The 25078-nt window shown below is 58.4% G+C and carries 18 protein-coding genes and 1 pseudogene; 10 read left to right on the top strand and 9 right to left on the bottom strand.

Going from position 1 to position 25078, the window contains the following annotated elements:
• The first annotated feature begins 57 nt into the window (after positions 1–57).
• Together ACP7DE_RS04685 and ACP7DE_RS04680 are read left to right on the top strand one after the other, a co-directional pair.
• Complete coding sequence (locus ACP7DE_RS04685; RefSeq protein ID WP_426070977.1) at positions 58–531, top strand: hypothetical protein; 474 nt, start codon at positions 58–60, stop codon at positions 529–531.
• 151 nt (positions 532–682) lie between these two features.
• On the top strand, positions 683–1045 hold the full coding sequence (locus ACP7DE_RS04680) for a hypothetical protein (protein WP_426070976.1): 363 nt from the start codon (positions 683–685) through the stop codon (positions 1043–1045).
• 24 nt (positions 1046–1069) lie between these two features.
• Here the strand turns inward: ACP7DE_RS04680 and ACP7DE_RS04675 are convergent, their stop codons facing one another.
• Genes ACP7DE_RS04675 through ACP7DE_RS04655 form a run of 5 tightly spaced genes read right to left on the bottom strand, consistent with a single transcriptional unit; the run spans position 1070 to position 7573 of the window.
• Positions 1070–2431 carry a toxin-antitoxin system YwqK family antitoxin gene (locus tag ACP7DE_RS04675; RefSeq protein WP_426070975.1) on the bottom strand — a complete coding sequence of 454 codons (1362 nt, stop codon included), beginning with the start codon at positions 2429–2431 and terminating at the stop codon, positions 1070–1072.
• The gene (locus tag ACP7DE_RS04670; protein WP_426070974.1) at positions 2416–3762 is read right to left on the bottom strand and encodes a toxin-antitoxin system YwqK family antitoxin; all 1347 of its coding nucleotides are present in this window, start codon (positions 3760–3762) and stop codon (positions 2416–2418) included. Before ACP7DE_RS04670 ends, ACP7DE_RS04675 begins: the two co-directional genes overlap by 16 nt.
• A gap of 9 nt (positions 3763–3771) precedes the next feature.
• Positions 3772–6111 (bottom strand): hypothetical protein, encoded by a 2340-nt coding sequence (locus ACP7DE_RS04665; RefSeq protein WP_426070973.1) that lies wholly within the window; start codon positions 6109–6111, stop codon positions 3772–3774.
• Entirely contained in the window at positions 6108–6875 is a 768-nt protein-coding gene (locus ACP7DE_RS04660) for a PP2C family serine/threonine-protein phosphatase (protein WP_426070972.1), read from the bottom strand. Before ACP7DE_RS04660 ends, ACP7DE_RS04665 begins: the two co-directional genes overlap by 4 nt.
• Before the next feature lie 14 nt (positions 6876–6889).
• Positions 6890–7573: a vWA domain-containing protein gene (locus tag ACP7DE_RS04655; RefSeq protein WP_426070971.1), complete on the bottom strand. Its 684-nt coding sequence runs from the start codon at positions 7571–7573 to the stop codon at positions 6890–6892.
• A gap of 324 nt (positions 7574–7897) precedes the next feature.
• Here ACP7DE_RS04655 and ACP7DE_RS04650 point away from each other — a divergent pair, with 324 nt between their 5' ends.
• The 4 genes from ACP7DE_RS04650 (at position 7898) to ACP7DE_RS04635 (ending at position 10574) form a co-directional block, all read left to right on the top strand.
• A complete protein-coding gene (locus ACP7DE_RS04650; protein WP_426070970.1) occupies positions 7898–8341 on the top strand; it encodes a hypothetical protein in 444 nt (147 codons plus the stop codon).
• A 26-nt stretch (positions 8342–8367) separates the two neighbouring features.
• Positions 8368–9525 (top strand): helix-turn-helix transcriptional regulator, encoded by a 1158-nt coding sequence (locus ACP7DE_RS04645; RefSeq protein ID WP_426070969.1) that lies wholly within the window; start codon positions 8368–8370, stop codon positions 9523–9525.
• Complete coding sequence (locus ACP7DE_RS04640; protein WP_426070968.1) at positions 9522–9959, top strand: hypothetical protein; 438 nt, start codon at positions 9522–9524, stop codon at positions 9957–9959. The genes ACP7DE_RS04645 and ACP7DE_RS04640 overlap by 4 nt, the downstream gene beginning before the upstream one ends.
• Before the next feature lie 93 nt (positions 9960–10052).
• Positions 10053–10574: a hypothetical protein gene (locus tag ACP7DE_RS04635; protein WP_426070967.1), complete on the top strand. Its 522-nt coding sequence runs from the start codon at positions 10053–10055 to the stop codon at positions 10572–10574.
• A gap of 31 nt (positions 10575–10605) precedes the next feature.
• On the opposite strand, the gene ACP7DE_RS04630 is transcribed toward ACP7DE_RS04635, so the two are convergent.
• On the bottom strand, positions 10606–11061 hold the full coding sequence (locus tag ACP7DE_RS04630; RefSeq protein ID WP_096235317.1) for a tellurite resistance TerB family protein: 456 nt from the start codon (positions 11059–11061) through the stop codon (positions 10606–10608).
• 310 nt (positions 11062–11371) lie between these two features.
• On the opposite strand from ACP7DE_RS04630, the pseudogene ACP7DE_RS04625 reads away from it, so the two are divergent.
• The 3 genes and pseudogenes from ACP7DE_RS04625 to ACP7DE_RS04615 all read left to right on the top strand — a co-directional run bounded on the left by ACP7DE_RS04625 (position 11372) and on the right by ACP7DE_RS04615 (position 15419).
• Positions 11372–12189 (top strand): annotated as a pseudogene (locus ACP7DE_RS04625) (lipid II flippase Amj family protein).
• A 100-nt stretch (positions 12190–12289) separates the two neighbouring features.
• On the top strand, positions 12290–13105 hold the full coding sequence (locus tag ACP7DE_RS04620) for a hypothetical protein (RefSeq protein WP_426070966.1): 816 nt from the start codon (positions 12290–12292) through the stop codon (positions 13103–13105).
• On the top strand, positions 13098–15419 hold the full coding sequence (locus ACP7DE_RS04615; RefSeq protein WP_426070965.1) for a UvrD-helicase domain-containing protein: 2322 nt from the start codon (positions 13098–13100) through the stop codon (positions 15417–15419). The genes ACP7DE_RS04620 and ACP7DE_RS04615 overlap by 8 nt, the downstream gene beginning before the upstream one ends.
• Before the next feature lie 111 nt (positions 15420–15530).
• On the opposite strand, the gene purL is transcribed toward ACP7DE_RS04615, so the two are convergent.
• Both purL and ACP7DE_RS04605 read right to left on the bottom strand, forming a co-directional pair.
• Entirely contained in the window at positions 15531–19589 is a 4059-nt protein-coding gene (gene purL / locus ACP7DE_RS04610) for a phosphoribosylformylglycinamidine synthase (protein ID WP_426070964.1), read from the bottom strand.
• 193 nt (positions 19590–19782) lie between these two features.
• Positions 19783–20847, bottom strand: coding sequence for a diguanylate cyclase domain-containing protein (locus ACP7DE_RS04605; RefSeq protein ID WP_426070963.1), 1065 nt, complete (start codon positions 20845–20847; stop codon positions 19783–19785).
• Between the two features lie 351 nt (positions 20848–21198).
• On the opposite strand from ACP7DE_RS04605, the gene ACP7DE_RS04600 reads away from it, so the two are divergent.
• Positions 21199–22824 (top strand): tetratricopeptide repeat protein, encoded by a 1626-nt coding sequence (locus tag ACP7DE_RS04600; protein WP_426070962.1) that lies wholly within the window; start codon positions 21199–21201, stop codon positions 22822–22824.
• 78 nt (positions 22825–22902) lie between these two features.
• Here ACP7DE_RS04600 and ACP7DE_RS04595 read toward each other — a convergent pair whose 3' ends face one another.
• Positions 22903–24906, bottom strand: a complete 2004-nt coding sequence (locus ACP7DE_RS04595) for a hypothetical protein (RefSeq protein WP_426070961.1) — start codon at positions 24904–24906, stop codon at positions 22903–22905.
• Positions 24907–25078: the final 172 nt, after the last annotated feature.

Here is a 25078-nt window from a genome sequence, read left to right as displayed (position 1 = left end):
ACATACACAAGCGCCGTCTAATGCTGATTGCATCACATCGTACGATCAGGCATTGCGGTGTTCCGCTATTTGCCAGAAGCGCCCACGCTGGAGGCATCGAGCAATCACCTAAACTGGATGGAAATGTTGCATAGTAAACTTTTTGATGCCATTGCATCTGCGGTGGACCTGGATGACCCTGCAGAACAACTTTTAGCTCAGCGATTCATGATTGAGGCTATTGAAAGAGTGACTTCCCAATTGCCTGAGGTTGCCAAGTCAGCAGCAGCTGTGGCGTATCGATACATCGCCGGTGCGGCGACGGCTGAGGAAGTCATCAGGGAGCGTGTACGCCTCTGGCGAGCAATTGAAGGGCGAGACCAATCGGACGCGCCAGACGTTTTGAAAATAAGAACTGCCATATGCGTCTTGCATCCTATGGATATTGGCGCTCCTGCCGAAACATTGGAGTATTTTTTTTATTTTTGGCAGCAAGGAGGCTTGTCGCAGGCTGAGCTGAAGGCCGCTGTTCAAAACAATTATGGAATTTGAGGTGGCTACAAGCGGCCAACAGCAGTCGTTCATCGCATGGGACGACAATGTCGCTAGTTGGATGGTGGTGTCGCTATTCATTTCGCGCAACATTGCGGCCTGGCTCCACGCTGTGCCTGCCAGTAGCGCCCTTGTGGCAGTGAACTGATCCATGGGCGTTATTGTTATCGGTCTTCTTGACCCCAAACATCCGCCCTCGGCCGAAAACCTGTCCTGGGCCAGTATCGATGATGCACTATGGCGTGTGTTTGGCGCCATCTTCGATGAGGTATTGAGTTCCAATCATGAAACATTGTCCAGCATAACAAGCGGAGAATTCATCACCCAGGAGGTGTATTCCTTTCAATTGCTAGGTGCCGAAGACTTTCTGATCGCCATCACCAGCCTGCGGGAATTCTTTGCTGATTTTACGCAGGAAGAAACTCCGCGTGATATCGCAGCCTGGGTCTGGAGAGCCGATATTGAACCGTTGCTGATCCAGGATTACCGCTATGCCCGTTTGATCACAGGCTGATACCGGACCTGACCGGCCCGCCGCCTAGTCTATGTGTAAGCCATCTTCCGTATACGAAAATCTGGCCGACTCGCCCGTGCATGCGCCCTGTGGCTCGTCCGCCACATAGCGGCATTCGCTTTCCACGCTACCGTCCGCACGCCAGTGCCGAGTCCAGCCGTCGCGCTCGCCATCGACATATTCGATCAGTTGCCTCGGCATGCCATTCACATACCATGAACGCAATGCGCCCTCCTCGCGCCCGCCGGCGTTCCACAACTTGTGCACGATCAATACGCCGGCCCGGCTGAAGCGCTGTTCGCTGCGCAAGACATCCCGGCCGCTGTGCGTGCGCTTGCTGGCCACCTTTCCGTCCGGATAGTACTCGAGGCTTTCGCTGCTAAGCTGGCCGTCGACATAAGTGACCGTGCGGTGCAACTTGCCATCTGGAAAATACGCCGTGCTAGGGCCTGTCAGCTTACCGTTGACATACAGGCTGCGGCTTTCCACCTTGCCATCCGGATAGAACAGCAGCATTTCGCCATTCTTCTGGCCCTTGACCAGCGTCATGCGCGTGCGCAGCTTGCCATTCTTGTCGAAAGTTTCCACCAGACCATCGGCACGCACCCCGTTGCGGTAAGTGCGCGACTCGAGGAGCTTGCCACTCTGGTGGTAAGTCCAGTCTTCCCCGTCCTGTACGCCATTGCGCCAGGTAGCCCGCATGGCCAGCTTGCCGTCCGGGTAATAGCGGGTCTGGGTGCCTTCCTGCACGCCGCGCCCATCCTGCTCCACCTGCATTTCCAGCTGGCCATGCGGGTAATACATGCTGTAGGTGCCCACCAGCTTGCCGCGCAGGTAATCGGGATCGTTGACCTGGCCCGTCAGCCGCTTCGGCTCGCCTTCCCGCGCGTGCACCACCTCGACTTGCCAGGTACCAGGCGTCTTGCCGGGCGGCAGCGGCAGGAGCAGCGCATAGCGCGCCTGTTCCATCACCTCGCCGCGCGACAGGTTGTGGTTCAGGTATAAACGGGCCTTGCCATCGGCACAGTGCGCATCGCAGCCGCGTAACATGTGGATGACGGGAATGGCCTCGACCTTGGCATCGGCGCCGGCGCGGTCGGGCGCCGGGCAGGCACGCAGGCGTACCAGCAGCGGGTTCCTGTCGCGTATCATGTTGGCCAGCTCGGCCTTCATGACGCCATACTGTTCCTCGCTCAGCCCGACCGATGCGGCATCCATGCGCAACTGCCGGCCGCCGCAGCCAGTGTCGTCGTCCACGGTCAACACATCGCCGCTGCCAGGCGCGGCCGTGATCGCCGTGATTACCTGGCGCTGCACGATCTCGGCGTGGGCCAGCACCGGCAACAGCAGCATGGCGCCAAACAAATGTTTCAAAGTGCGCGCCATGCCTGCTCCCTGCGCAACAGCTCCCGCGCTGGCGGCGCTTCGCCGCAGTCGCCCTGGGCCTTGCCGGCTACATACTGGCATTCGATTTGCAAGCTGCCATCCTCGCGCCAACTGCGGCGCCAACCATCGCGCTCGTCGTTCACGTAGTCGATGGAATGCTCGGGCTTGCCGCTTTCGTACCACGAGCGCGACGTGCCCTGCTCGCGCAGTTGCTGGTCCCATTTTCGTTCCAACACCAGCACGCCCCGGGGGCTGTAGCGCTGGACGCTCAGCAGCACGCCCTTGTCGCCATACTGCTGGCGGCTTTGCACCTTGCCGTCAGGATAGAACCCCAGCGCCTCGCCCGTGGGTATCTTATTGACTTTCGACATGGTGCTGCGCACGGCGCCATCGGGATAGTAACTCGTCGTCAAGCCATTGGATTTGCCCTGCTTTACTTCCGAGCGGCTGGAGATTTTCCCATCAGAGAAATACGTAAACATTTCGCCTTCGATGCGCTCGTCGCGTATAGTGTAGCTGGTGTCCAGCTTGCCATTCTCGTCGAAGGTCTGCACGGGCCCGTCGACTTGCTTGCCGTCGCGGTAGACCGTCGCCTCGCTCAGCTTGCCCGTTGCGTGATAACGCTGGTGTTCGCCCTCGGGCAAGCCATGGCGCCAGTCGCCGCGCAGCTCCAGGGTGCCATCGGGAAAATACTCGCTGCTGATGCCGTGCTCCCGGCCCTGCCCATCCTGCGCTACCCGTTCTTTGATCTTGCCATTCGGGTAATACGAGACATAACCGCCCACCAGTTCACGGAATGCATAATCGGCCTTGTTGACATGGCCGGACAGGCGCAGCTTGTGGCCCGCCACGCTGTAAACGTCAACCTTCCACGTGCCCGGCAGCTTGCCTTTTGGCAAGGGCAACAGCAGTACATTCGGTGCCTTTTCCTGCTCGATGGGAAAGAAACGTTCGTGCAGGTACAGCCGCGCCCGGCCATCGGTACAGCTGGTGGGTGTACAGACGGCGATCTGCCGCACGATGGGCACGCTCGCATCCTCCGGGCATTTTTTCAGGCCGACGAGCATGGGCGTCCTGGCGCGGATGTGCCGGGCCAGATCGGCTTTCAGCGCCTCGTACGGTGCCTCGTCCAGCCTGACCGAGTGGGCATCCATGCGTATCTGCTTGCCGCCGCAGGCCGTCGTGCCCGCAATAGTAAACACATCGCCGCCCTCGCTATCCTTCTCGCTGGCCATGCTTGCCAGCACCTGGCGCTGCACGATTTCCGCCTGCGCCAGGCTGGGGCACAGCAAGCAAGCGCCCAATAGCGCGCATAAGATCTTGATTTTCATGCTATTCCTTTAATTTTCCGCCGTGACGGCCACACCGCCCGGCACAAAGCTGACCCGGCCATCGCGGTAGCGCACCAGCACCACCACCTTGGCATCCTGCAGTTGACCGTGCTGCACGGCCGGCATGTAGGTCCAGCGCTTGACGCTGTCAAGCAGCACCTTGTTGAGCACGGGTTCCATCGGCAACTCGGCCGCCGCATAACTCAGGGTGCCGTCGGCGGCAATGGTCAGGGTCAAGCGGTTTTCACCCCTTGCATGCTTTTCGTCAAGCACGCCATAAGCAACCGTCGTCATCGTCTCACGCTGCACGCCGCCGACCTGGTCCCGCAAGGGCGGCATAGCCTTGAGCCTGGCCGCCAGCAGCGCACCATCGGCCAGCGCCTTGTCCCAGCGCTTCTGGTAGCCCCCCCCTTGGGCCAGGCGCAGCACGTTGGCGGCCCGGTCCATGCGCCGCGCCGTGGCGGCGACGCCATTGTCGGCCGGCTCGCCCGGTTCCGTCGGCATGGCGTTCTCCACCGCGTAACGATAAGACGTCAGCTGTGCCAGCGCCACCATATTGACGGCATCTTGCTCGTCGCCGCCGCGCAGCAGCGCCGTGGCAGCGATGCCCAGCCAGGCCACGCCATCGCTCGGGCGAGCCCACACGGCTTGCTCGAAATACTGGCGCGCCGCCTGCGGTTCATTCAAACTCAGGTGCATGCGGCCCATGGCCGCCGCTGCCAGGTGGTCGCGCGGGTTGGCTTGCAACTGGTCAAGATAGGTTTTCGCCAATTCGGGGGCGTAGCCGGGCATCGCGCCCAGCCCTTCCATCAAGGTGGTACGCAGGCGGGCGCGCACCTTGTCACCCTCGTAGCGCGACGACTTGTCCTCTCCCGCCCGGTACAGCAATTGCAAGCCGCGCGTGACGGCGTCATCGTCGCCCTTGCTGACCGCTTGCGACAGGCTGTGCACGGCCTCGCGCGCGTCCGACTGCTGGAAACCGCCCGTCTTGCGCTGGCGCCAGCTAAATACTTCCAAGCCAGCCGCCTGGTCGGCTTGCGCCTGCAGGCTGGCCTTGTTCTTGACTTCGTCTGGCGACGAGGTCCAGGCCGTAAATCCGATCAGTAACAGCACGATCAGCAGCACCACCACGGCCCAGCCCTTGCCGGTGATACCACCGCCTGTATTGCCCGCCATTGGGATGGTGACCGGCGCCGGCGCCGTGCGGCGCACACTGCGCTGCTGCGGCAGCGATTGCTGTTGCTGTTGCGGTTGCATCTGCTGCGCCTGCACGGAGGCCTGCGCGGCCGCGCTGATGACCTTGTCGCGTGCGCAAGCCGCGCAACCCTGGCCCGCAAAATGCTGGTGTTCGGGATTGACGGAACACACGACGAGCTTGCCGCCGCTGCGCTGTGCATAGCCGCGCAACAACAGCGCCCAGTCAGCCGCCGATGGCCGCTGTGGCTGCGGCGATGGAGCAAAGGCGCGGTCGAACATGGCGCGCAGCTCGGGCGGCATCAAGGCATGACCACTGGTGGCGTTCGGCGCCAGCTGCTTGTGGCGCTTCACGCCATACGCATAACAGCCGTCGCGGATGCGCCCGGGAATATCGGTCGCCACTTGCGCATTGCCGGGTCGCCCGCTGTACGGGTGGATGCCAAAGTTCAGCAATTGGAAGATGACGACGGCCAGGGCGAAGCGGTCTTGCGCCATTTCCGTGCCCGCCGGCATGCCCTTGCGCTGGAATTCCGGCGCCAGGTAGTCAGCCGTGTATTGCTCGGCAGGAAAACGCTCGGCATGGCCCTGGATGCTGAAGCCATCGCAATCGAGCATGGCGATGTACAGCGAGTCGCGGTAAAAGCGCAGATTCACCGGTTTTAGATCGACCACATAATGCTGCTGCTGGTGCAGCGCGTCGATGACGGCGGCCAGGTTGGCAGCCAGCGTCAGCTTGGGGCCGAGCCCCGTGGGCAAGCCTGCCGCGCGCGCCTGGCGCTCCTGCATGATCTGTTCCAGCTCGGCCGTCTGCGCCATGTCTAGCAGGGGCATGACGAAACCGGCAAAGCCGCCCTGGCCGTCGAACACGGCCGCTTGCGGCCAGGCAATCTGCACGTAGCGCTTGCCGTTTTCCACTTGATCGGGCAACTCGGGCGACAGTTCCAGCATCGCTTCGAGCTTGCGCCGGTTGGCGGCCCGGTCCAGGTGCGGGTGGTACAGCTTGACGACCTGCGCAGGCGCGCCGGGCAACAGATACACGCTACCCGCGCCGCCGCTCTTGACGAGTTTGCCCAAGATCAAACTACGAACTTTATCCAGCCAAATTTTTCCACCCGGACTCAGGCCGGGCGTCACACCTTGCTTCTTGCTCATGCGCGCAAAGCCAGCAGCAGGGTCTTGTCGTCGCCCGTGATCTGGTGCGTGCGCGGGTCGGCCAGGGTGGACGCCAGCGCCGCATTGCCCAGCTCCACGCTCTCGACCGTGCGCAGATAACCTTGCACGGCATCCATGAACGGTGCGTACAGCGCCGCATTGTGCTTGCTCATGGCAAAGGGCATGCAGCCGTCAGACATCAGCACCACGCCGCGCACGGCGTGCGGAATCGCAAGCAGGCGCAGCTGTTCGCGCCAGCGCTCGCCGCTGATGAAATAGGTTTCGTTGGCGTATTCGCCATTCGCGGGCAGCGAGATGAGTTCGCCTCCATCGCCCAGCTGCGCCACGCCCAGGCCGTCGCCCAGGTGGAAAAAGAAACCGTTGTCGGCGCCCATTACCACGCCCACCACGGTGCTGGCGTAATCGTCCAGCGTGGCGTTGGCGGCGCGGGCGATGTCGCCCAGCGCGGCGCGGATTTGCGCCAGGGTGCCGGCCAGCGCGCCGTCATGCAAATCCTGCACGGTGGCGCCCTGTTCCAGCCGTCCGGCCAGCGCTTGCACGGTGTGCGCGGCAACAAACTGCGCGCCCTGTTCGCTGAGGCGGGCCGAACCGGCGCCATCGCAGACGATGGCCACCAGGACGCCGCCCACGACGGCGTGCGCGTGCGCATCCTGGCAAGGGATATTCTTATCCAGGTGCGCCTTGCCGGTGACGGACGCGCCAAACACGCGCCAATGCTTGCTATGCTTGCTTACTATCGCCATGGATCAGCGGGCTTTCACGTATTCACGACGGACCAGCCGTCCGTCGAGGCCAGCTGGGCCTGCGCACCGGGACGCGATTGCGACACCACTTGCATGCTGGCGCTCAGCCACAGGAACAGTTCGCGGAACTGCAAGCCTTTCAGCTGCTTCACGCCGCGCTCGCCACGGCTGGAAAACTGCCCCAGGGTATCGATATTCGCGTGATCGCCCACGGCGATAGGAAAGATCGCCACTTTATTGGCCTGCTCGGCCGCGCGCGCCTGTTCGGCACCCTGCTGCCAGCGGTCTGTCGGCTCGCCGTCCGACATCAAGAACAGCCACGGCCGCGTGTACGCCACGCCGGCAGCGCGAAAACGCTGCTTTTCCTGCTCGATTTCGACCAAGGCCAGTTCGACGGCTGCACCGGTCGGTGTGGTGCCGTTGGCTTCCAGCCGGGGCGCCGTGAAATCCATGGCATCGCACCAGTTGCTGGCCACCACGGCTTCATCGTGGGCGCCATATTGAATCACCAGGATGCGCACGCGCTTCGCGGCAATCACATCGGACTTGAGCTCCTGTTCCAGCAAGGCCAGGCCTTCGTTCAGCAGCGAGACGGGTTCGCCGTCCATGCTGCCGGAGCAGTCCAGCACGAGCACCAGCGGCGTGCGTTGTTCGGTGTTGTCGACCAGGGCGACGTCGGGAATCATTATTGAACTCATGGGCAATCGGTAAATGTGAAATCAAACATAATGCGAATCTTACATCACACGCCACGACTTGCCGCGCGAGATTGCTTTGATGAAAGATTGTGGATGACGCGGCGCCTTGGTCGACTTGGCCTGACGCCAGAATCCGGCCTAACTTGATGAATGCACGGATGGCCTTGGGGCCATTTCAGATAGCCGCATCCCGCAAAATATCCATCCCCATCTCATTCGGATGAATGATGCGCAACGCAGCGCCGTTGCCTAGACTGGCTTCAGCCTCACGCCCGCCCGACCGGGCCACGCGCCAAAGGCACTCAACCATCGAGGGACAACATCATGAAAACCATCATCCTCAGCACATTACTGGGCCTGTCCGCCACCTGCCTGGCGGCGACCGCGCAAACCCTGCCGCAAGATATGACCGTGGACGTGGCGGCTCACTCGCTGCGCATCGACGTTCCGGACCAGCCGCGTCACATGCTGCGCGAAGAGTTCCAGCAATTTGCGGGCGCCTACGACTTGTCGAATGGCGACACCCTGCAGCTGCGCCGCGCCGGCAGCATCATGTATGCGCGCATCGGCAACCAGCCCGAGCACCGCATCGTCGCCACGGGCCGCAATGCCTTCGTCGCGCTGGATCGCCAGCTGAAAGTACGCATCGACCATCACGACGATGGCAGCGTGGGTGGCGAGCTGGTGATGGTGGTGCCGGCACTCCAGTTGGCCGATGGCAGCGCGCAGGGCGAGCATCTGGCCACGCTGGGTTTTCCAGGCCGCTGACGGCGTGGCACGAGCTGGCGGACGCCATGGGCATGCCGATGACAGCGCAGCAGCAGGCATTGATCGCCCGCCTGTATGACGCGGCGCTCGATGACGCGCTATGGCCGCAGCTGTGCCGCGACCTGGCCGATGCGTGCGGCGGCGCCAGTGAAACCATCCTGATCCTGCAAAGCGACAGCGGCGCGCAGCTGCTCAATCCTGCGGGCCACTTCGGCAAGGAGGCTACCAGCGCGTATGAAGCGTATTACTGGCAGCACGATATCTGGGCGAAACTGGCATACCGCCTGGGCGTGGGCCAGGTACACGACAGCGCGGAGCACATTCGTCCGCGCGATTTCGAGCGCACGGAATTCTATGCCGACTTTTGCCGCCCGCATGACCTTTACCACGTCATCTGCGCGATCTTGCCCATGGCGCCCGGGGAATCTGCCCAGCTGGGTGTGCACCGCCAGCGCACGCAGGGGCCGTTTGCGGACAGCCCACTGGTACAGGCGCAACTGCAAGCGCTGCTACCGCACCTGCAGCGCGCCCTGCGCATCCGCGCCCGCCTGGCGCAGAGCGGCATGCAGGAACGCACCACGCGCGCGGCGCTCGACGCGCTCGACACGGCCGTGCTGCTGGTAGATAGCCGGCTCGACGTGCTCTACGCGAATGCCAGCGCACTGGCCCTGTTCGGTCCCGGCCTGGAACGCAGCCTGCATTGCCCGGCTAGCGGCAGCCCCCGCTGGTGCGCGCTGCCGCAACTGGCGCAAGCCGTGCGGCAAGCTATCGGCACCGGCCAGGGCAAGCGGCTCGCCGCGCCCGTGGCCAGCGCCCTGCGCCTGCCGCGCCCGGGCGCGCCCGATCTGTGTTTGACGGTGGCGCCCTTCCAGTCGCCGCAAGGCCCGTTGCGGCAGCGCCCATGCGCCCTGGTGCTGGCGCGCAACCCGCAGGCGCCGACCATCGCCGTGCCTGCGCTGCAACAGCTGTTTGAACTGACACAGGCCGAAGCGCAAGTGGCCCAGGCGCTGGCGCAAGGCGCCGCCATCGACCGCATCGCCGCCGATACGGGCGTCTCCATCAACACCGTCAGGACGCATCTGCACCACATCTACGACAAGACGGGCACGGCGCGCCAGGGCGAACTGATCGCCAAGATTCACCAGAGCGCCAGCCCATTTACCAGAAAGGAGTATTCACCATGAAAAATACCGTGATTTCCGCCATCGTCATCGCCGCCAGCGCCCTGGCCACGGCCCAGGTGCTTCCGCCGGAACGCACGGTCGAAGTGCCGGCCCTGTCGCTGCGCATCACGCCGCCCGCCCAGCCCCGCTACCTCAGCCGCAAAGACTTCCAGCCATATGCTGGCGAGTACACCTTGGCCAATGGCCGGAGCCTGCGCCTGCGCCAGTACGGCGGCTTGCTGTACGCCAAGGTGGGCGACGGCGAGGAACACCGCATCGTCGCCGCCGCGCCCAACGTATTTGTCGCCCTCGACCGCAAGCTCAAGGTGCGCATCGACCGCCGCAGCGACGGCACGGTGACAGGGGAACTGGTGATGATGGTACCGCCGCAGCGCGTGGCCGACGGCAGCATACGGCTGGAACGGGTGGCGGCGCTGCCGATCGCGGCGCGCTAGCGGTGCCGCAGGCGTGCACCTGGGGAAAATAGTTGCGTGCTATGATCGCCGCCTTCGGCGCGACACCGCCGCAGCCATTCTCCATGGAGCACCATGTCCCAGACTGAAAAGATTCCAGCCCGCCTGCTGCGCCGCAGCCTGCGCCTGCTGGCCTGGCCAATGCTGGCCCTGGTCAGCGCCGCCTGCACCAGCACCACGCGCCATCCTGCCAGCGAGCCCACGCAAGTCATCCTGCGCTTTACCTATGACGACGGCAAGCCGATGCGCCATGATCAGTACATGGCCAATGCGCGCCAGCAAACGTATATCAAGCGCTGCAGCAAGATAGGCAGCACCAGTGTCTGCGACATCGGCGTGGAAATACTCTACATGGGCGGCGACGCCACGCTGGACGCCAACGGCGAAGTACGCGTCACCGTGCGCTCGACCGGTCCCATCGGCGACACCCCGACCAGTCGCTGCATCAATGGAAAGTCCTACGTTTTCAATTCCGGCGACTGGATACGCGGCCCCTTCAGCCCCGGCCAAGTGATCGAGATCCGCTACAGGATCAGCGAAGTGAAAATGGCGTGCCCGACGTCGGAGGACGCGCCGCCGTGGTGGGACAAAGGTTAAGCTAGCCAGCCGGGGCCGGCTGGCTAAGCAGTTACTGCAACTCGAACTCCGCAGGCGTCAAGCCCAGCTCGCGCGCAATCTTGCTGGCTACGCGCTGCTCGTTGGCGTCGAAATTGCCGTCCGACGAAGCGACGGCGATGATCATGCGAACCAGCAGGCGCGACGCCTCCACATTCGACTTCATCTTGCCCAGCGCCTGATACGCCTTGGCTTCGCCGATATCCTTGTCGAACTCCAGCTGACCGACATAGTCCTGGAAAGCCTTGATCACGTCCGTGGTGGTAAACACCGACAGCGCGTCATTGCTTTCAATAAACTTCACCATCTTCTGCTTCTCTTCCGCACTGACACTGCCGTCGGCCATGGCGATCAGGGCCGATCCCGCCATCGCAGCGTTGAGGAAATCCTTGTTCTTGTACTTCAATGCTTCGGTTTTCAGTTCGCTGGCTTTGGTCTTCAGTTTGGACAAAAAGGAATCGAAACTCATGGTGTACCTCCGGGTTGGTTAGTTCATGTCGAACGGCAAATCTTACCGCTACCAGCGATAGTTGAGGGTGCAAGCTTGAAATACAAGCAACAGATAAGCAATAGATAAGCAATAGATAAGCAACAGATAGTAAGATCCAGCAAGAACAAGCAAGTGGGCGCACCGCCGTCGCCAATCGCCACGCTTTGCCCTCAAAAACGACTGCATCGCCACGCCAATTGAGCAACACTCAAAGTTATATAATTTGCAGTTGAAAAATAAGTAACTTCATGGCAGCATGGAATGACTTTTTCTTTACTGCAAGGTTCTGATGGACAAGCAATTGCTGTTGATTTGCGCACTGACGTTCATCATCCACATCATCGGCACCCTCGCCTACTCCGTGCGCATCGCCGGCATCCGCACGCGGCGCATCGCCATGTCGCTGGCGTTGTTCAGCATTCTGATGCTGCTGTCGCGCACCTCGAACTCTTTCCTGGGGCCGTTTTTCAGCCTTACCTTCGCCAAGCGCGTGGAAACGGGCATCGACCAGCACGTCGCCGCCAGCACCCTGCTGCTCGACTTCCGCTGGCCGCTATTCTCCGCCAGCTTGGCGACCATCCTCGGCGCCATACTGATCCCCACCTTCCAGCGCGCCTTCTGCCGCGCCGTCGAGCACTTCCAGGTACACAGATCGGTACCGAAACTGCTGCTACACGCCGTCTTCAAGGGCGGCTTGTCCTACCTCAAGACTTCCGCCAGCCTGCCCAAGCCCGCCAACGTCACGGGCCTGCGCGAAAAATCCGGCGTCTCCGTCTCCATGACAGCCATGAACGTCATCGCCACGGCCTTGTGGACGGTAGGCGTCTTCGCGGCCCTGTACGCAGGCGTGCTGGACCCCAGCGTGCGCGTCACCTCCAGCACGCTTTCATCGATCATCAACGGCGGCGCCACCATCATGATGGCCGTCTTCATCGGCACGTGGTGTCGGGCATGACGGATGACGTCATCGAAGGCAAGATCGACGAATCGCAATTCCGGCGCGCGGTGGTGTGGCTGGTGGGAAGCAGATTGGCGGGCACGCTGATTGCGCAGTTTTTGCTGGTGCCGTCGGCGGTGGTGATTGCGGGGGTGGCGAAGGGGTTATGATTAAAATTTTTATTTTAAATAAATTTCTCAAAGAATAAAAAATAAACACCGCACATTGAGCCTATTAATCTAAAAACATTACAATGCGAAAACTAATCCTATGCACATAGAAAAACCTGTTCTTGGAGATATTACACAAGGATCTATATTTACTGCGGCAAACACGGAAAATTATTCTGAAAAACCAACGTGGGGACTATGCATTACTGCAAGATGTGACATGGCACATGAAAACAAGGTGCAGGTATTCAACTACATACCTATTGTAAGATATGAAGACTGGATATTGGAAGATGGCGCAAAAATATTAATAAATAGAATAAAATGTGAAGTAGAAGCAACCGCAAAAGACTTCTTAAGAAGTAAAGGAAAGGCGGACGACATACTAGATTTTTACCCACCAAACCAAATACTAAATACTTTCTTTCCTGAGAATTTAAAATTTAAAGAAATTACAGAAAAATTAGAATCACTAAAATTACTGCAGAACAATTCCCCATCAAAAATAGATGATATAAAAAAAATTACAATAGGAAAAAACAAGACATGTGAAAAATTCCTGAAAGAATTATGGTCAAATCAATTATCAGGCTATTACTACCTAGATGATATTGGGGAAACAGAATTCGGATCAAAATCAGGCTATGTAATATTATTGCGAGAAGTTCATCACGTACCCAAAAAAACTGCTAAGGCTATCGGAAATGGAATATTGTTAGATGGCGAAAATGGTTTTGAGTTTAGAGGAAATCTAAACTCAAAAATATTTGACTTCTCCTATACCATTGGCGTATTAAAATCTCCTTGGATAGAGCATTTAATGCAGCAATTTTCAATAATGTTTTCCCGAATTGGGCTGCCAGACCCAACCACAACTTCTCTTACAAACTTAAACAAGGCGACAATCCATGAGTGATAACGCAAGATACATCGTGATTGATAGATTAGCGGCAGGAGAACTAGTAGGCGACAGAAGTTATCAGTCTACAGACTTCCCCAATGGGTTGTCACTAGCTTTATTACTAACTGAAAAAGCAAGAAATTTTCCACAAAATAAAAAAATATCTTTCATAGATATAAAACGTGGCTTTTTCTTTTTATCAAAGAAATCTGCATCTGATGATATTCTTGTCATTGATCTACAAGAAGCCCCACTTTTCAATAAAAGATCAGATTCAGAAGCGTTATTATTATTTCAAAAAGTCATTAGATTTGCCATAAAAAGATGGGAAAAAATGAGTTTTACTTGGGCTGAACGTGTTTTACCAAACAGTACCAAAGGAATATTATTCCCTTTTACTCATTCTGCGCAAGTTCCATTTCGAATAACATTCGAACTTGCACCTGATCAACGCAGAAGAGAGAAAAGAGCAAAAGGTGAAGAGCTACTACTATATAAATGTGGTAATGAAGAGGGTGGTGGGGCAAGTGAAGAAGCTGGAGTCACAAATTTTAAAAAGGCTATCGAAGCACTACCAGAAGCATATTTACTCGCATTAACGCCAGAAAAACCAAGTTCTCTGTCAAATGGTGGAACCACCTCTCTTGGAGTAACTAGACTTGACAGCGGTCAAGACTTCCCACAGATAGGTGAAGCCAGTTTTGAAGAATGGGTTCCACTTTTAACTAGTGCTCAGCGTGACTTCATTAACGAAGATGTAACTGTACCTCATAGAATTGAAGGGCCGGCAGGCACAGGAAAAACACTTAGCTTAGTACTGAAATGTATCGCCACTTTGCGCCGCGCAAATGAAAGGACAGATTCACACAGTTCACTATTTATTGCACATAGTGATGCGACGAAAAGAAACATTGCTGGTCTATTTCAACCAGAGTTAGATAAAGGGATAATTAGTACGGATGGCGTTATGGCAATGCAAACAGTGAAAATCACCACTTTACAAGCCTATTGTGCAGAAGTATTAAACACAAAGATAGCAGAATCCGAGTTTTTGGATCGAGACGCCTTTGAATCAAAACAAACTCAACTTCTATATACATTAGAAGCCCTTGATGATGCGATAAGAGAATATTTACCTACAAATCGAACATTTATGACCCCTGAATTTATTCATTTTATAGAAAATGAAGATCGATGGGTAGTCGCAGAAATGCTTCAGCATGAAATTAGCGTTAAGATAAAAGGCAGGGCCGATGAAGATGAAGCAAAATATCGAAAACTACCAAGATTAACTTACGGTTTGCCTGTTACAAATGATGGCGATAAGGTTTTTGCATTTCTCGCCTTCAAAGGCTATAGAAAAAGACTCGAAAATGCCGGACAATTTGACACTGACGATATAGTTTTAAGTGCATTGGGTCAACTAAATACTCCTATTTGGAGACGCAGAAGATCGCGCGAAGCATTCGATAGCATATATATTGATGAAACACATTTGTTCAATGTAAATGAATTATCAGTTTTTCACAAACTGACAAGATCAGAAACAAATTTTCCAATTGTTTACTCCGCGGACATTAGCCAATCTTTAGGGGATCGTGGATGGGATGGCGAAACATTTGATGCCGCTATGGGAGCGACGAATTCTGAAAAACACAGTCGAGCTGCAACAACTTTAAGCTCTATTTTCAGATGTTCCCCCGAAATTGTGAGTCTCGCATTCTCGGTGACATCATCTGGCGCAACGTTATTCACAAATTTTCAAGACCCAGTAGCCGCAGCAAGCAGTGCATTCACTTTTGAAGAAGAAAAAAAATGCAAAACTCCTCGCTATTGGCTAGTAGGAACAGATGAACAATTGCTCAAGAAGGCATTTTCCTTAGCAGATGAACTATGCACGGAAATTGGCTGTGGGAAATCAGATATCGCGATTGTCTCTTTTAGCGATCAATTATTTTCTGAAGCTGAAAAATATGCAAAAAGTATAAATAAACCTTTTGAAGTAATTAAACATCGCGGCGACTTCGATGTTGTTAAAATTGCAAAACAAAGGGGGCGATATATTTTAACTACGGCTGATTATGTGGGCGGACTTGAATTTTCTGCAGTAGTTTTAATTGGCGTTGATCGGGATAGATTACCTCCACGCCCATCAGATATTCATGGTGAAAGTCTAAATTTTCTTAGCTATGCATCACATCAAAGGCTCTATGTTGCAATTACCCGAGCACGATATAGAGTAGAAGTAATGGGACTGAAAACTCGCGGTGAAAGTTCACTATTAGGTGCAGCAATAGAAAACAAATTAATCAACATGATCACCGAATAGAAAAGTATAAATACTGAAAAGAAAAAAGCCGCTGTCTCCCGACAGCGGCTTTCTCATTCCTACCCCAGCAGCAGCGCCTTGAACTCCAGCGCTGCCCTGCAAGCGAGCTAGTTACCCCACAAACTTCCGTGCATTCCTGAACATGCGCATCCAAGGCGAATCCTCGCCCCACGCTTCAGGGTGATACGACTGCTGCACGCTGCGGAACACCCGCTCCGCGTGCGGCATCAGCACGGTGAAGCGGCCGTCTGGCGTGGTGACGGAGGTGATGCCTTCCGGCGAGCCGTTCGGATTGTACGGGTACGCTTCCGTGGGGGCGCCCTTGTTGTCGACGAAGCGCATGGCTTTGGTGACTTGGGTGATGTCGCCCGTTTGCGAGAAGTCGGCGTAGCCTTCGCCGTGGGCGATGGCGATGCCGGCTTGGGTGCCGGCCATGCCGTTGAAGAAGATCGATGGGGAATCCATCACTTCGACCATGGCAAAGCGGCCTTCGAATTTCTCCGACTTGTTGCGCGTGAATTTAGGCCAGGCGTGGGCGCCGGGGATGATGGATTTCAGATTGCTCATCATCTGGCAGCCGTTGCAAATACCCAGGCCGAAGCTGTCCGTGCGGTTGAAGAAGCGCGCGAACTGTTCCGCCAGGCTGGCATTGAACAGAATCGTTTTCGCCCAGCCTTCGCCCGCGCCCAGCACGTCGCCGTAGGAGAAGCCGCCCACGGCGATGACGCCCTGGAAGTCATCCAGTTTGACGCGGCCCGCAATCAGGTCGCTCATGTGCACGTCGACAGCCGTGAAGCCTGCCTGGTGCATCACGTAAGCCGTCTCGATGTGCGAGTTGACGCCCTGCTCGCGCAGGATGGCGACACGCGGACGCACGCCGGTGGCGATGAATGGCGCGGCGATGTTCTCGTTCTGGTCAAACGTGACGATAGGCGACATGCCCGGGTCTTGCACGTCCAGCAGGCGGTCGTATTCGGCGTCGGCGCACGCAGGATTGTCGCGCAAGCGGGCGATGCGCCAGCTCGTTTCGCTCCACAGGCGGTGCAGTTCCGCGCGCGGCTGGGTGTAAATCAGCTTGGCGTCGCGCGTGAATTCGATCACGTCGCGGTCGTTCAATTTGCCGATGATATGGCTGCAGGCGCCCAGGTTAAAGGTGCGCAGCACGTCCATGACCAAGGACTTTTCTTCCGCGCGCACCTGGATGACGGCGCCCAATTCTTCGCTGAACAAGGCGCGCAGGGTCAGTTCGTTGCGGCGTTCCGCTACCTGGCCGGTCCAGTTCTTCGCGTCGCCCCAGTCGCTGGAATGTTCGCCTCCCATGGTCAGCATGTCCAGGTTGACGGACATGCCCGTGTGGCCGGCGAAGGCCATTTCCGTCAGGGTGGCGTACAGGCCGCCGTCCGAACGGTCATGGTAGGCCAGCAGCTTGTCGTCGCTGTTCAATTTCTGGATGGCGGCGAAGAAGCCTTTCAAGTCTTCCGCGCTGTCCACGTCCGGCGTCTCATTGCCCAATTGGCCCATGACTTGCGCCAGGGCGGATGCGCCCAAACGGTTCTTGCCGCGGCCCAGGTCGATCAGGATCAAGGACGTGTCGCCCTTGTCCGTTTTCAGCTGCGGCGTGAGCGACTTGCGCACGTCGGTGACTGGCGCGAACGAGGAAACGATCAGCGAGACCGGCGACGTGACGGATTTCGCCGCGCCCGTGCTCTCGTCTTTCCACGTCGTGCGCATCGACAGCGAATCCTTGCCGACGGGGATGCTGATGCCCAGCGCGGGGCACAGGTCCATGCCGATGGCTTTCACCGTGTCGTACAGGGCCGCGTCCTGGCCAGGCTGGCCGCAGGCGGCCATCCAGTTGGCGGACAGCTTGATGTCGGAAATGTCGGCAATCGCTGCGGCGGCGATGTTGGTGACGGCTTCGCCCACGGCCATGCGGCCCGAGGCGGCAGAGTCGATGACGGCCAGCGGCGTGCGTTCGCCCATGGCCATCGCTTCGCCCAGATAACCTTCAAAGCTCATGGTGGTGACGGCGCAATCGGCCACCGGCACTTGCCATGGTCCCACCATCTGGTCGCGCACGGTCATGCCGCCCACGCTGCGGTCGCCGATGGTGATCAGGAAGGATTTGTCGGCCACGGTCGGCAGCAGCAGCACTTTTTGCGCCACGTCCACCAGGTCCATGCCCGTCAGGTCAATCGCCGGGAAATCGTTGGCCACGTGGACCGCGTCGCGCTGCATCTTTGGCGGCTTGCCCAGCAAGACGTCCATCGGCATGTCGACCGGCTCGTTGCCCAGTTCCGGGTCGATCAGTTTCAGTTGACGCTCTTCGGTGGCCACGCCCACGGCGGCGAACAAACAGCGTTCGCGTTCACACATGGCTTTGAACAGTGGCAGGCTTTCCGGCGCGATGGCCAGGACGTAGCGTTCCTGCGACTCATTGCTCCAGATTTCCTTCGGCGCCATGCCCGATTCTTCCAGCGGGATCTTGCGCAAGTCGAAAATCGCGCCGCGCTTGGCGTCGTTGGTGATTTCCGGGAAAGCGTTCGACAAACCGCCCGCACCCACGTCGTGGATGGAGATGATCGGATTATCAAGCCCCATTTGCCAGCAGGCGTTGATGACTTCCTGGGCGCGGCGTTCCATTTCCGGATTGCCGCGCTGGACAGAGTCGAAGTCCAGGTCGGCCGTGTTGCTGCCGGTGGTCATCGACGAAGCGGCGCTGCCGCCCATGCCGATGCGCATGCCCGGGCCACCCAGCTGCACCAGCAGACTGCCGACGGGGATGTCGTTCTTGTGTGTATGCTGCGCCGAGATATTGCCGATGCCGCCCGCGATCATGATCGGCTTGTGGTAGCCAAACACGGCGTCAGGGGCGCCCGCTTCTTTCGCGCCGACGTTCTGTTCATACGTGCGGAAGTAGCCGCCCAATACCGGACGACCGAATTCGTTCGAGAACGCGGCGCCGCCCAATGGGCCTTCGATCATGATTTGCAATGGCGAAGCGATGCGTTCCGGTTTGCCGTATTGATCTGCATGATCTGCATCAATGCGCGCGGCCAGCGGCGCCGTCACGGAAGCGGCCGTTTCCCAGCTGCGCACGGCATCCGGCAGCGACAGATTTGATACCGTAAAACCCGTCAAGCCAGCTTTTGGCTTGGCGCCGCGGCCCGTCGCGCCTTCGTCGCGGATCTCGCCGCCCGCGCCTGTGGAGGCGCCGGGGAATGGAGAGATTGCCGTCGGGTGATTATGCGTTTCCACCTTCATCAGGGTGTGCGTCAGTTCCGTCGACGCCGCATATTCGTGGTTTGCACCGCGCGGGTAGAAGCGCGAGACGGTCGCGCCTTCCATGATCGAGGAATTGTCGCTGTAGGCGACGACGGTGCCCTTCGGCTGCAGTTCGTGCGTGTTCTTGATCATGCCGAACAGCGACTTGGGCTGCGCCACGCCGTCGATGGTCCAGTCGGCGTTGAAGATCTTGTGGCGGCAATGCTCGCTGTTCGCCTGCGCGAACATCATCAGTTCCACGTCCGTCGGGTTGCGGCCGGCCTTGGTGAAGGCGGCGTCCAGGTAGTCGATTTCGTCTTCCGACATCGCCAGGCCCAGTTCCGTGTTCGCGGTTTCCAGCGCACGCTTGCCCTGCCCCAGCAAGTCGATCGATTCCAGTGGACGCGCTTCCAGGGTGCGGAACAAGTCCTTGGCGTCGTCTGCGCTGCGCAGCACGGATTCCGTCATACGGTCATGCAGCAGGTCGGCCACAGAGTTCAACTGCGACTCAGTCAATTTGCCGGCGCCGATGGCGCTGCCCAGGATGCCCGATTTCAGGTTGATGCGGAAAGCGATGCCGCGTTCGACGCGCTTGATGTGCGCCATGCCGCAATTATGCGCGATGTCGGTGGCTTTCGAAGCCCACGGCGAAATCGTGCCGAAACGGGGGATGACGAAGAATTCTTCCGCAGCGCCTTCCGTATTGTCAGCGTGGGCCGGCTCGCCGTACGTCAGCAGGGCGCCAAGGCGCGTGCTGTCATCGTCGGTGAGAGGCGCGCTGGCATCGATGAAATGGACATAGCGTGCTTGTACCGCAACAATCGCAGGCGAGACGGCTTGCAGTTGGCTTAACAGACGGTGGCTACGGAAATGGGACAGGGCATTGGAACCCGGCAGTATCAACATGATTGGAAGGTGGTTGATGCAGCGTGGCTGCGGGTTAAAGGTAGGTATGACAATATCTTTCGTACGGCAAATTTCCTTTGCGCGCATTATACCCTTTTTACCCCTGCCTTATGACCGGAACTTGGGGCTTTGCCACCCTTTTGCCCGGCACAGCGGCAGTTTTTGACACGGCAACAACACCCTCAGACGGCCATCAGGCGATCACGTAACGGTTCTTGCCCTGGCGCTTGGCCAGGTACAGCGCTTCGTCGGCCAGCCTGTAGCTGTGGCCCAGCTCCTTGCCCCGGTCCAGCTCGGCCACCCCCACGCTGATCGACACGAACTGTGCGGCATGGAAAGCCTGGCTGACGGCCTCGACCAGGGCGCCGGCAAAAGTGCGCACAGCCTCGTGGTCGCCCGCGTAGACGACGCCGAACTCTTCGCCGCCCAGGCGCCCGCACAGATGGCCTTGCGCCTTGTCCGCGATGATGGCGGCCGTGCGCATCAGCACCTCGTCGCCCGCATCGTGCCCCTGCTGGTCGTTGATGATCTTGAAATCGTCGATATCGATCATCAGGAAATGCAGCATGCCGCCATGGGGGGCGCCATGCATCTGCTGCGCGCGCTGCGTGAACATGCGGCGGTTGTTCAGGCCCGTCAGGCCGTCCTGGAAGGCCAGCCGCGTCAATTCCAGTTTGGAGTGATAGTTACGCAAACGCAATAAGCTGAAGCTGACATTCAGCGCCAGCCCGAACAAGACGCTGACGGCGATCATCAGCGGCGCCCACGACTGGTCGGGCAAGCCCGCATTCACGGGATACAGGCCGTGGCCCACGTTCCACCACACGCCCGCCACCACCGCCAGATAGCTGAGGCCGCCGTTGAAGATGGAGGCAATCGCCAGGGTCATGAAGACACCCACGGGCAAGACCCAGAAACTGGCGTGCTCGACGGCATCGGCCATGGTGCGCAAGCCAAAGGTCAGGGTCAGCACGGCGCAGGCACCGGTGATGGTCAGCACGGGCAAGGTGGTACAGCGGTAGCGCACCACCAGGCTGGCCAGCATGCCCAGCAGCGCCAGCACGGCGTGCGCCTGCTTCGGATGATAGGGGTCTGGCATCAGCAGCCAGGTCAGGCTATAGGCAATGATGCCCAGCAGCTGCGTGACCATGCCGACCCGGTGCAGCTCCGCAAAATAAGTATGCTGCTGCTCGCTGTTACCGCCAAATGCAAGGGGAACGGCAACGCGCCGCAAGGTAGACAGATCAGGTAGGCGCATAGCGGGTATCGACACCAGAGAGGGATAAAGCGCCCGGTAAAGCCTTGCGCATGCCTTGCCGCAATATGGCGCGGCATGCAACAAGTGTTGCATTTTTATAATACTATCATGCTAGTCAAGAAATGAACGAGAAAACCGGCGACGGCACCGCCGCAAGGGGCCGGCGTGTCATGAAATACAACGCTGGACGGCGCCAGGCGTCCCTGCCCTCGCGCAGCGCGCCCGATTGCATGCATTTTGCTGGCAGTGTCGACCAGCTTTGCAGTATGCTGATAAAAAATAATACTGCCAGGCAGATACCTATAAGAAGAGTTCCCGCAAATGACCGAACAGATGAACGAGAGCTGAACCATGCCAGAAACTAGCGACTTATCTGTCCTGATCGTCGACCCGAACCCCAGCATGCGGGGCAATCTGCACAATATGCTGAACCAGGCGGCCATCACCAAGGTGGAATATGCCGTCAATTCCGGCACGGCCATCCGCTTGCTGACGAAGAAACCGTTCGACATCATCCTGTGCGAGTACGATCTTGGTAGCGGCACGGACGGCCAGGATGGCCAGCAATTGCTGGAAGACTTGCGCCATCACAAGCTGATCGGCCTGTGGACGATCTTCATCATGCTGACCTCCGAAGCCATCCACAGCAAGGTGATCAGCGCGGCCGAACTGATCCCGTCCGACTACATATTGAAGCCGTTCACGGTCGACGTGTTGAGCGGACGCATCGCGCGCGCCATCGAGCGGCGCGCCATTTTCCTGCCCACGTATCAGCTGATCGACAAGGGCGACTTGCGCGAAGCCGTGAAAAGCTGCCGCGCGGCCGAACTGCAGCACCCGCGCCTGGCGGCCGATTTCACCCGCCTGCGCGCCGAGCTGCATATCGCCCTCGATGAGTGGAAGGAAGCGGAACAGCTGTACGCCGACATGCTGGCCTTGCGGCCCATGGCCTGGGCCCATCTGGGCTTGGCGCGCACCCTGTTCGAACAGCAGCGCCATGAAGATGCGCAGGAGGCGCTGCTGGAACTGGTGGAGACCTATCCCCGCTTCATGGCCGCCTACGACCTGCTGGCGCAAAACCATGAAGCCATGGGCCAGCAGATGCAGGCGAAGAAAATCCTCGAAGACGCGGTGGCCATCTCGCCGCACATGGTGAGCCGCTTGCGCCACCTGGGCGGCATTGCGTTTGACACGGGCGATATCAGCGCGGCCGAACGGGCCTACAAGCAGGTAGTGACCAAAGCGAAGTACTCTGAATTCCGCGACCCGGAAGACCACGTCAACCTGGTGAAAACGCTGGTCAAAAAGGGCGATGCGCCGCAAGCCAGCGGCGTGCTGCGCGACATGGAGCGCTCGCTGCGGGGCGGCGCCAACGTGGAAGCCTGCCGCGCCATCTCGGCCGCCATGCTGCATGAACTGTCGGGCAATGACATCGCCGCCGCCAGCGAACTGCAGCTGGCCGCCGCCGCCCTGGACACGGCGCGCGGCCTGTCGACGCAGCTGAAGGTGGGCCTGGTGCAAAGCTGCCTGAAAAACAACTTGGAGCAGGCGGCATCCGACGTCATGATGAAACTCGTCAACGAAGCCGACAGCGAGGTGACGATGGAAGCGGCCGTGGCTGTGTTTGAAAAAGCGGGCCGCCATGACCTGGCGCAAGGCATGGGCCAGCAGATCAGCAACCAGGTGCAGGAACTGATGCAGGACGCAGCCAGCAAGTCGGAAAGCGGCGAGCTCAAGGGAGCCGTGTTCGTGCTGCGCCAGGCCCTGCGCAAGACGCCAGGCAACCTGCCCGTGCTGTTCGCCTCCGTCGACGCCATCCTGCGCCAGCTCAATATGCTGGGCTGGGAAGCCCCGCTGGCAGAACAGGCGCAGCACCAGATGCAGGTGATCCGCAAGATCGATCCCAAGCATCCGAAGCTGGAGTCGCTCAAGCAGCAATACGCTGCCACACAGCACAAATACGGTATCGCTACCTGACTCCTGCCCGCTCCTTTAAGGTCCGTCCACACCAGCCTTTGCCATGGCCGCAAATTGCAGTTCGCTGTCCCTTGGCGACTAACTCGTTGGGTAGCGCATTTCCAGCGCCACGCCGCCAAGTTTGAAAACCAGGTTGGCTGAATTCCAGCCGCTATATTTGTGGGAGGTGCTTGGGAAGTAAGTTTCGTTGTCGAGTATCAGGTGATACTCGCCTGGAATCAGCTTGAAGTCCATGGAGAAGAAGCCGGAGCGCGCAACATCGACGGAGCGATTGAAGGTATCCAGGACCCGCTGCACATCAACAGCGTGATCAAAATCAATTTCCGAATTGTAAATTGCCCTTTCTGTGCCGTCGGGGAACCGCACCAGCAAGCGGTGATACACCGAGTAGTTATGCATGCCCGCCCCAAGATGCATGTCCACTCGGGGGCCGACTTGCAATCTGGTGAGGACTTGCACATGCATCCTGACGTCGATTTCCTGGCCTGTGTAGCTGAACAGATGCTGCATTACCAGACTGTGCTCCCGCGAGTCTGCCTTATAGGCATTCTGGACCTGAAAAAACGTCTCAGTAACCTCGCCCTTGCCATTGGTCAGCGGGTGTCTGCCGGGCGTGTGCGTTTCGCTAAAATACGTGACATGCGGATTCCCTTTAGGGAATGGCGTGTACTTTCGACTTTGCTGGACGCTGGCAGGAACACCACGAAACAGTGGGCTGCCGTTAAAGATGCCAACAGCCAACACAGGCTCGTCAGGACCAAACACCGGGTATAGCGCTGGTGTGGCGCCACGGAACCTGCTATCGATCGATACGCCAACTGCCGGCGCAGTAGTCGGAAAGTGCCATTTGTAGCGCGCGACCGTCACCCGCGTCGTCGCTACATCCCTCAGCACGGCCCTGTCATCGGAGGCGATCAGATCCAGGCAAGCGAACGGCGCCTGATGCTGCTGCCCGGCCTGGGCTTGTGCGTAGCCACTCACGTCCATGGGCGGAACTTTACCATCGCGCAAATCAGAAGGACGGAACAAGGAACGGGCATACATGCCCTGGATTGCCGCTTGCGGAGACGCCGCCAACGGCCCTGTCGACTTTCGGCCCACCAGATTCAATGCGGCGCACAGCAAATCGGTACGCAGCAGTATCTCGTCCACATGCACAGGAAACTCACGTGCGCTCATGTCTGTCATGCCGGCGCGCATGATGGGATCGAGCGACAGGAAAATAAAATCCTCAACTGCTGCGGTATAAGCCTCAGTCTGCTCGCGCATCAACAATCCAAAGTTTTGCTGCAGATATTGCTCGATGCGGTTGGCCGCGAATTGGTCGGTACTGAGTGCCAGGCAATGCACGCACAGCCCCTTCAACTGGACAGAGATAGCTTGGAGGAAATATCCCTCGATCACCAGATACGCCGATTCTCGGCTGATCTTCTTATTGCGCACCTGCTGCGCCAGCTCCTTGGCCCAATGATCCAGCAATGAATCCTGCCCAAATGCCGCTTTCGCCAATACCCGACGGATGGTATCGATGCAATCGGGCACATCCGCTACGTACGACGCGAACTCATGGGCCGCTTTCATCAGATATTCCGGCGTCATGCCTGGAAAGTGCGGCATATTTTCGGTCAGTAGCCGCAAAGAGATGGCGCCACCAGTGGCATCCGCCTTCTGCAGGCTGGCGTCGGCGTCGGCGTAACCATAGGCCACATCGATGCGTCCCATGGCAGTCAGCAAGGTTTCCACCTTCAGGCTCTTTTCCATGAAATTGTGCAACTCGTCCAGTTTCAACAAAATTTCCGAGGTCATGGACTCGACCCGGTCCAGCGAGCGCTGGACTTCAGTAAGCTTGTCACTGATTATGTCCAGCTTGCCAGCCAGGTCCGGGCCGCCCATGCCGACCGCTCCCAGGAATTCCTGGAACAGCATGCCAGCGGCCGCCCCGACAATCCCGCTGGCGGCATTCTTGCCGATCCACTTGGTCAAATTGCCCGCCGCTGACCAAGACAAGGAGTTCAGTTGCAAACTCGGCGCGCCCAGCATTGCTGCAGTAGCAGCGGCATCCGGCTGTGTATCGATGTGCATATCGGCATCCTTGTCATATTGATCAGGACGACAACTGTATCTGAAAGATGGCGTTGCTAAAAATTATTTGTGCTGCGTGCACAAACAGGTATCGGCTCGACATGGTTCTCACTACGGGAGCGTGTAAAGTGAGACGCTGCGCCTCCGTTAGCCTGCAACACCTGCTGTCAGC

Origin of the sequence: Janthinobacterium sp. DSP2-3-3 (assembly GCF_049897325.1) — a bacterium.
In the GTDB taxonomy this organism is placed as follows: domain Bacteria; phylum Pseudomonadota; class Gammaproteobacteria; order Burkholderiales; family Burkholderiaceae_D; genus Janthinobacterium.
Note: the sequence above shows the minus strand (reverse complement) of the source record. Positions and strands in the feature narration are given on the sequence as shown.

Bases quoted from the DNA above. Each gene is read 5' to 3' on its own strand.
- ACP7DE_RS04680 (WP_426070976.1), top strand. From the start codon at position 683: ATGGGCGTTATTGTTATCGGTCTTCTTGACCCCAAACATCCGCCCTCG.
- ACP7DE_RS04675 (WP_426070975.1), bottom strand. From the start codon at position 2,431: ATGGCGCGCACTTTGAAACATTTGTTTGGCGCCATGCTGCTGTTGCCG.
- ACP7DE_RS04670 (WP_426070974.1), bottom strand. From the start codon at position 3,762: ATGAAAATCAAGATCTTATGCGCGCTATTGGGCGCTTGCTTGCTGTGC.
- ACP7DE_RS04665 (WP_426070973.1), bottom strand. From the start codon at position 6,111: ATGAGCAAGAAGCAAGGTGTGACGCCCGGCCTGAGTCCGGGTGGAAAA.
- ACP7DE_RS04660 (WP_426070972.1), bottom strand. From the start codon at position 6,875: ATGGCGATAGTAAGCAAGCATAGCAAGCATTGGCGCGTGTTTGGCGCG.
- ACP7DE_RS04655 (WP_426070971.1), bottom strand. From the start codon at position 7,573: ATGAGTTCAATAATGATTCCCGACGTCGCCCTGGTCGACAACACCGAA.
- ACP7DE_RS04650 (WP_426070970.1), top strand. From the start codon at position 7,898: ATGAAAACCATCATCCTCAGCACATTACTGGGCCTGTCCGCCACCTGC.
- ACP7DE_RS04645 (WP_426070969.1), top strand. From the start codon at position 8,368: ATGGGCATGCCGATGACAGCGCAGCAGCAGGCATTGATCGCCCGCCTG.
- ACP7DE_RS04640 (WP_426070968.1), top strand. From the start codon at position 9,522: ATGAAAAATACCGTGATTTCCGCCATCGTCATCGCCGCCAGCGCCCTG.
- ACP7DE_RS04635 (WP_426070967.1), top strand. From the start codon at position 10,053: ATGTCCCAGACTGAAAAGATTCCAGCCCGCCTGCTGCGCCGCAGCCTG.
- ACP7DE_RS04630 (WP_096235317.1), bottom strand. From the start codon at position 11,061: ATGAGTTTCGATTCCTTTTTGTCCAAACTGAAGACCAAAGCCAGCGAA.
- ACP7DE_RS04620 (WP_426070966.1), top strand. From the start codon at position 12,290: ATGCACATAGAAAAACCTGTTCTTGGAGATATTACACAAGGATCTATA.
- ACP7DE_RS04615 (WP_426070965.1), top strand. From the start codon at position 13,098: ATGAGTGATAACGCAAGATACATCGTGATTGATAGATTAGCGGCAGGA.
- purL (WP_426070964.1), bottom strand. From the start codon at position 19,589: ATGTTGATACTGCCGGGTTCCAATGCCCTGTCCCATTTCCGTAGCCAC.
- ACP7DE_RS04605 (WP_426070963.1), bottom strand. From the start codon at position 20,847: ATGCGCCTACCTGATCTGTCTACCTTGCGGCGCGTTGCCGTTCCCCTT.
- ACP7DE_RS04600 (WP_426070962.1), top strand. From the start codon at position 21,199: ATGCCAGAAACTAGCGACTTATCTGTCCTGATCGTCGACCCGAACCCC.
- ACP7DE_RS04595 (WP_426070961.1), bottom strand. From the start codon at position 24,906: ATGCACATCGATACACAGCCGGATGCCGCTGCTACTGCAGCAATGCTG.